Raw genomic sequence first — 383 nt, 5'->3', positions numbered from 1 at the left:
CGCTCGCGGCCGCGCTCTTCGCGGGGGTCGCGACGGCGGACAACGGCGTCGGCGCCCTCGGTACCGGAGTCGGCGGGGACAACTTCGGGAACTCCGCCACCACACAGCAGCAGGCCGTAGGGCCCGGCGCCGAGAACGAGAGCAATACCGCCCAGGTCAACGGTTCCGCGTTCACGACCGTCAACCAGGGCGAGGGCAACGTGGCCATCAGCTTCGCCCCCTTCTGGTGGCCGGCGCTCTGACCGCGTAGGCAGGGGGAGCAAGGGGGAAGGGGGGCACCGGACAGGGGGGAGGACGTCCGTGCGGCGGCGCTTCGGCGCCGCCGCGCCGGGCGACGGTCCTCAAGGCGGCGCGCCGGACATCAGGGGCGACCCGCAGGATCC

Annotated in this window: 1 protein-coding gene; it reads left to right on the top strand. The window is 73.9% G+C overall.

Features of this window, described 5'->3' with window-relative positions; all coding sequences use genetic code 11:
* Positions 1 to 242, top strand: a 242-nt coding sequence (locus LPA54_RS41915) for a hypothetical protein (protein WP_228985577.1), incomplete at its 5' end; no start/stop codon positions are given.
* Between the last annotated feature and the right edge of the window lie 141 nt (positions 243 to 383).

It is taken from the genome of Streptomyces sp. DH12 (genome assembly GCF_020873895.1).
Classification (GTDB): domain Bacteria; phylum Actinomycetota; class Actinomycetes; order Streptomycetales; family Streptomycetaceae; genus Streptomyces.
Note: the sequence above shows the minus strand (reverse complement) of the source record. Positions and strands in the feature narration are given on the sequence as shown.